The 6,123-nt window shown below is 38.1% G+C and carries 5 protein-coding genes and 1 tRNA gene; 4 read left to right on the top strand and 2 right to left on the bottom strand.

Annotated features, from left to right (window positions below):
• Nucleotides 1–157: carboxyltransferase domain-containing protein (locus tag EO766_RS18475; RefSeq protein ID WP_353744843.1), on the bottom strand; the 157-nt coding region annotated here is incomplete at its 3' end.
• Nucleotides 158–298: 141 nt separating this feature from the next.
• Between EO766_RS18475 and EO766_RS15780 the strand changes: the two genes are divergently transcribed.
• Nucleotides 299–371: transfer RNA gene (locus EO766_RS15780), tRNA-Lys, on the top strand.
• 538 nt (nt 372–909) lie between these two features.
• Here EO766_RS15780 and EO766_RS15775 read toward each other — a convergent pair.
• Complete coding sequence (locus EO766_RS15775; RefSeq protein ID WP_218330777.1) at nt 910–1,593, bottom strand: IS982 family transposase; 684 nt, start codon at nt 1,591–1,593, stop codon at nt 910–912.
• A gap of 1,308 nt (nt 1,594–2,901) precedes the next feature.
• On the opposite strand from EO766_RS15775, the gene EO766_RS15770 reads away from it, so the two are divergent.
• The 3 genes from EO766_RS15770 to EO766_RS15760 all read left to right on the top strand — a co-directional run bounded on the left by EO766_RS15770 (nt 2,902) and on the right by EO766_RS15760 (nt 6,112).
• Entirely contained in the window at nt 2,902–3,363 is a 462-nt protein-coding gene (locus EO766_RS15770) for a (2Fe-2S)-binding protein (RefSeq protein ID WP_074418470.1), read from the top strand.
• Between the two features lie 19 nt (nt 3,364–3,382).
• On the top strand, nt 3,383–5,590 hold the full coding sequence (locus tag EO766_RS15765) for a xanthine dehydrogenase family protein molybdopterin-binding subunit (RefSeq protein WP_074419282.1): 2,208 nt from the start codon (nt 3,383–3,385) through the stop codon (nt 5,588–5,590).
• A gap of 111 nt (nt 5,591–5,701) precedes the next feature.
• Nucleotides 5,702–6,112, top strand: coding sequence for a c-type cytochrome (locus EO766_RS15760; RefSeq protein ID WP_074418472.1), 411 nt, complete (start codon nt 5,702–5,704; stop codon nt 6,110–6,112).
• The last annotated feature ends 11 nt before the right edge of the window (nt 6,113–6,123 follow it).

The raw sequence follows: 6,123 nt of genomic DNA, 5'->3' as shown, positions 1-6,123 counted from the left end.
AGGCCGGAATAACATCGCGTATAAAATCTTTTTTTTCTTGTTGAAAACATTGGAAAAGTGCCTGTACCTGATGGTTGATGGCTTCATCAATGGTATTACCCCAATCAATAACAATAGCCGTATCACTCAATGAATAAACACGGAAGGCAGCAGGCATGTGCATGATGAACGTAATTTAGGGAGGGTTAAGGTACAAAGAAAACAGGTGTTGATAAAAGGAATATTAAAATAAATGGTTGGAAAAACCTTAATACAACAACTATTATATTATCATAATAAGTACTTTTGCAACCTCACCGACTCCGTAGCTCAGTTGGTAGAGCTACTGACTCTTAATCAGTAGGTCCAGGGTTCGAGTCCCTGCGGGGTCACGATTTTAATTTACCCGATCGTATAATGGCAGTACTTCAGATTCTGGCTCTGATAGTTCAGGTTCGAGTCCTGATCGGGTAACTAATGTTATGATGAAGCTGGTTTTATTTTTTGGCTGAATAAGGTTATACGCTAATTATATTTTAAAAGCATTATGCATTCAATGTAATAACTTTTTTGTTTTGGATGATTTTATCGGTCCGCTTAGGGAGTGTAAAATAAACTGTGTAATAATATATTGATAGAACAGAGCCAGTAGCAAAGTTCTTGCTAAAATTGGTCGGGCTCGATGCCCGGCCAACTTTTTTTAAAAGTAATGTTGATGTCACATCGCCATTGCTTCGTTCTTGCTTTAATAAAGGCATCATTTTTATAAATTCAAAAGGTATTCTGTCTGGATAAATAATACTTAATCCAGGTTTCCTGTTTTAAATAATTGCCTTTACTTGAAAAGCAAAAACGAATAGTAATATTTTAAGCAAGAATCCACCCTTTGTAACTGCATGAATTGACTGAGATGTCAGTTCTACAATTTCGCTAATGGTGGTTTCTATGCGTTTTCTCATGATATTCTTTATAAACCTCTGATAAGGTTTGTCTGCTCCTTTGCTGTTTGCCTTCCTGCATATCTTCAGCTCTATCAATTCTGTTTCTTTGTATAGCTCTTCCTTCCAGTTGGTATGCCGTGTAGGCACTGTCTCCAAATAAAGTACTTTCGGGCGGCAAATCCATAAACATTTTTTGCAGGGCATTCACATCATGTTCGCTGCCAGGCGAAAAGCAAAGTTCAACCGCTATGCCGTCTTTGGTTGTAATCAACTGTACTTTTACACCATAAAAGTATTCCTGTTTACTGGCATTAAAACCCCACCATTGCTCACCCTTCAATAGTTTACTGCGGCTAATACGTATGTTATCACAGGCTTTCAAAGGAAATGAATCAATAATGCATTCCAGCTCTGCACACATATACTTAAACAGCCTGCCAATATGCAAAAACAGCCACATCAACAGCGTGGCCACCTTATGGAGCCGCTTATTGAAACCACTCTTGCCAATCATTGCCGGCACCATATTATGTGTCCGCATATAATTGATGGCATGGAACTGGTTCCCTTTAAAAGAAAGAGCGGACACTAATGCCGTGCTGATAATCTCACTGTCACTTACTTTACGCTCCTTGTGTTCGACATGATGGATACCTTTGAGTATATCATCCACTAAACAGTAAATACTAATAACTTTGTCCTAAAGCATTTGAATAGAAATTTTGTTTTCGCAACTCAAAATTATTCTGTTTCAAATGCTTCTATTTTAGGAAACTTGAATTATATACTAATACTATAATCAACGATTTGGTATTAGTTATGAAATTACGCCCTTAGTACAATGGTATAAAAGCGAAGGCAGTGCCCCATTCAGCAAGACCAATAATTTACTTTTTGATCCCGGTATAATTTTTAGGGGGAACCATGGGTTTAATTTTGTACCAAGGTTAGCATTTGAAACTCAGGGCAGGTATGGTTTTACCCCTGTATTCAATAAAGTGTATTTACAAACAAAGGATGTAGATTATTGGTTTTCGATATCATTTCCAACGCGTTTTGGTAACAATGCACCTGCTTCAGTTGGTGGAAATTTGCAAGTAGGCTTTACATTTAATTAGGGGAAAAAAGGGCCATTCTGTAGAAACAGAATAGCCTCTAACGATTGCTTGCCATATGAAAAATCTTAAAAATATTTTCTCTCTTGTTCCCCTGTGCAATGTAAAAGTGCAAGTTTCTTTTATTATGAACAAACAATAATTTATATCAATTTATGATATCCAAAGTAAAAAAATAATTATAACTATATTATAATCAATTACTTATGAATATTTTAACGTGATGTCCAAAATAAATTATTAAAATAAATATTTAATTTTTTATTCTATTTTTTGATAAAATTCTCAAAAAAATAATTAATTATTAAAATTATCGTCTAAAATTTATAATTTTAAGACAGAAAATAAAACATATAATTTAATATAATATTAAATATTGCTTCAATTATGCCCCCTGTCCTCAATTTGCCAGTGGGTTTAGGGTACAAAATTTTACCCTGCAAAGAAACAGCTTCAAAATGATGTTACATATAAAATACCCTAAAGCAATTACGAAGAAAACGGGTGTTGAAAAACTAAGTGTATGGTATCGGTTGAAACCCGTTTTTGGCGGGTACCTGTGAAAGAAAAAATTCAGCAAATGCTGTAACCTTTCATGCAAAAATCGTTATATCCAATAACGGCGGTTTGGCGTCATCCTCGAAGCAGTATATAAAAATTTATCTCAGTCTAATTTTTCTGTTAAAATTTAAACATCAGTACAAATGTTTTGTTTGCGCTATTGTTTTGCTTAAATTTAAACTTTGATTGTTGCATGGTCGGTATGTTCGTTTTGTTTGGAGATTATAGCATTCCAAGTTTTATGAAATCGTTTCAAAGCTACTGTTCTGTAAAAAAAATATTTCAATCTATAAAAAAAGTAAATCATGATTACTTTAACCGTAAACAATAAAACCTATACAATTGATGTGGCACCTGAAATGCCTCTGTTATGGGCTATTAGAGATTATGTTGATTTAACAGGCACCAAATTTGGCTGCGGTATTGCACAATGTGGTGCCTGTACCGTACATGTAAATGGCACTCCCGTTAGGTCGTGTAGTTTTCCGGTTGCTGCTGCCGCAGGTAAAAATATTACCACCATTGAAGGGTTAGATGAAAACAAAGCTGGTCAGGCCGTTCAAAAAGCCTGGATTGAATTGCAAGTACCACAATGTGGCTACTGCCAATCGGGTCAAATTATGAGTGCTACAGCACTGCTAAAAAACAAGCCCAAACCTACTGATGCCGATATTGACGCTGCCATGCAGGGAAATTTATGCAGGTGTGGCACTTATCAGCGCATCCGTTCTGCCATTCATCGTGCCTCAGAAATCATGAACGCTTAATCCATAAAAATATCAAAATATGTCGGAGTCTACTTCAACCATAAATCGTCGTAATTTCCTGAAATTATCAGGATTTACAGGCACCGGCCTTATGATTGGCCTATCATTAAAAGCAAATGGAGAATCTGTAATTGAAAAAATTACCCAGTCTTACCTGGAAAAACAGAAAGCACTACAGAAGCTAACAGGAGCCGGTTCAAGGTATGATTTATCGCCTTTTGTAATCATAGAACCTACCGGACAAATAACCCTCATGAATCCCCGTCCCGAAATTGGTCAGGGGGTTTATCAATCTGTACCGTCATTAATTGCAGAAGAATTAGAAGTACCATTAGAAGGCGTTACCATTCAACAAACCGGAGGGCAAAAAAAATATGGCAATGGCCAGTTTTCCGGAGGTAGTGCATCGGTAAGAACCAGTTATATGCAAATGCGCCAAATTGGTGCTGCCGCCAAAGAAATGTTAGTGATGGCTGCTGCGCAGCAATGGGGTGTACCAGTAAGTGAATGTTATGCCGATAATGCAAAAATTATGCATCGTCCATCAGGCAAAACTTTGGGATATGGCGATGTAGCTGCTGCTGCCGCAAAATTGGAAGTGCCTAAAAATCCAACATTAAAAGATCCAAAAAACTTTAAAATACTAGGTAAACGGTATCCACGGCCAGATGTTCCTCTAAAATCAACCGGCAAAGCAATGTTTGGTATTGATGTAAAAGTGCCCGGTATGGTATATGCCTCTATTGAGCGTTGCCCGGTGTTTGGCGGAAAATTGGTGAGGTATGATGATACAGCCGCAAAAAAAGTGAAAGGCGTAATTGGAGTTGAAACCTGTGAACGCGATATTAATGGCCATCATTCCGTGGGTGTTGCAGTACTGGCTGAAAATTACTGGGCAGCCCTGCAGGGAAGAAAAGCATTGAAAGTTACCTGGGATTATGATGGGAATGAATCCTTTAATTCAAAAGATTTTGCTGAAAGCTTACGCCAATCGGCTAAAGAAGAAGGGGCTATCGACCATCAATCAGGTGATTTTGATAAAGCCTTTGCCGAAGCGCCGGTTAAATTAGAAGCCTTTTATGAAACACCTGTGGTTTCACATTCGCCCATAGAGCCTATGAATTGTGTTTGTAATTGGTATGATGGCAATAAAATTGAAATTTGGGCATCTACGCAAGTACCGGGTAGAATTATGGATCAGTTCACTAAAAAGTATAATATTCCTGAAGAAAACATCACCATTCATGTATTATTTAGCGGAGGTGGTTTTGGAAGAAGATTGTATCCCGACTATGTAGAAGAAGCAATTGAGCTCAGTAAAAAAATTGGCAAACCCGTTAAATCATTATGGACAAGAGAGGATGATACCAAAATGGGTCCCTTCCGCCCCATGACTTTTTCGGCATTTAAAGGTGCATTAGACGCAAATGGTAACCCGTTAGCCTTTCAACACAAAGTAATTGCACCAACATTAGATGGCAATAAAAATTACGATAAAACAAAGTCGAATGGCACTATGACGGAAGGTATTAGTGAACAGAAATACGAAATTCCGAATATGAAGAATTTGTACGTGTTTCATTATATGCCGGTTCCATTGGCTGCATGGCGAGCGGTTACCAGTACTACACTGGCTTTTTCGCATGAAAGTTTTATAGATGAAATGGCGGTAGCAGCTAAAAAAGACCCCATGGCATTTCGGTTAGATATGCTTACAAAAGATACTGACACCAAAACCCTTATGCAAAAACTAAAAGAAGTATCTAAATGGGAAACACCTTTACCGGCAGGATGGGGCAGGGGTGTTGCACAATGGGAGTTTTTTGCAGGATTGGCCGGTTATGTGGTAGAGGTTTCAAAAAAAGGTAATGGCATTCAAATAGAAAAAGCATACGCTGTAATTGATTTGGGAACGGTGGTAAATCCCGATACGGTAGAAGCGCAGGTGCAGGGAGCTGCCGTTATGGCTTTAACTGCCGCCATTAAAAATGGCATTACCTTCAACAATGGTCAAACGGTTCAAAGTAATTTCAACAACAATCCATTGGTACGCATCAATGAAATGCCACCGGTTGAAGTGCACATTATTGCCAATGGCGGTCCTAAAATAAAAGGCGTGGGCGAACCGGGTTTGCCACCTTTTGCTCCGGCACTCTGTAATGCTATTTATGCAGCCACCGGAAAAAGAATTCGCAAATTGCCTTTTGATATCAACCATATTGTTTAACCATTCAAGTATAAATGAATTGTGCATGAAATAGCCCCGTGGAATGTTACAAACTAACCGGACGAATCATTCTGCTATTTCATAAAACCAATGGAAACATAAAATGTACACATGAAAAAACTAATCAGTAGCATGGCATTGTTAACGCTTGGCGTTTTGGCTGTTTCTTTTCAACAGGACAAGGCATTATTGAAAGAAAGCATAGCAAGAGGTAAGGAAGTATACGGCATGTATTGCCAAAATTGCCACATGGAAGATGGCAAGGGACAGGAGGGCGTTTTTCCGCCTTTGGCCAAATCAGATTTTATGCAAAAGCCGATAGCTGAATTAATTAATGTGGTATTAAAAGGGCAAACCGGTGCAATTACCGTGAATGGGGTATCGTTTAACAATATTATGCCGGCACAGGATTATTTAACCAGCGAACAAATTGCGGATATTTTAAATTACACCAGAAATAGCTGGGGCAACCGCTTAAAGGGAATGGTTACTCCGGAACAGGTGAATCACTTGCGTGAATAAGCAGCAGAACA

This window comes from Hydrotalea sp. AMD, assembly GCF_004100315.1.
Classification (GTDB): Bacteria; Bacteroidota; Bacteroidia; order Chitinophagales; family Chitinophagaceae; genus Hydrotalea; species Hydrotalea flava.
The sequence above is the reverse complement of the archived record's forward strand: the minus strand, read 5'-3'. Positions and strand labels throughout refer to the sequence as shown.

Coding starts and splice junctions, on each gene's coding strand:
- EO766_RS15765 (WP_074419282.1), top strand. CDS start 3,383: ATGTCGGAGTCTACTTCAACCATAAATCGTCGTAATTTCCTGAAATTA.
- EO766_RS15760 (WP_074418472.1), top strand. CDS start 5,702: ATGAAAAAACTAATCAGTAGCATGGCATTGTTAACGCTTGGCGTTTTG.
- EO766_RS15770 (WP_074418470.1), top strand. CDS start 2,902: ATGATTACTTTAACCGTAAACAATAAAACCTATACAATTGATGTGGCA.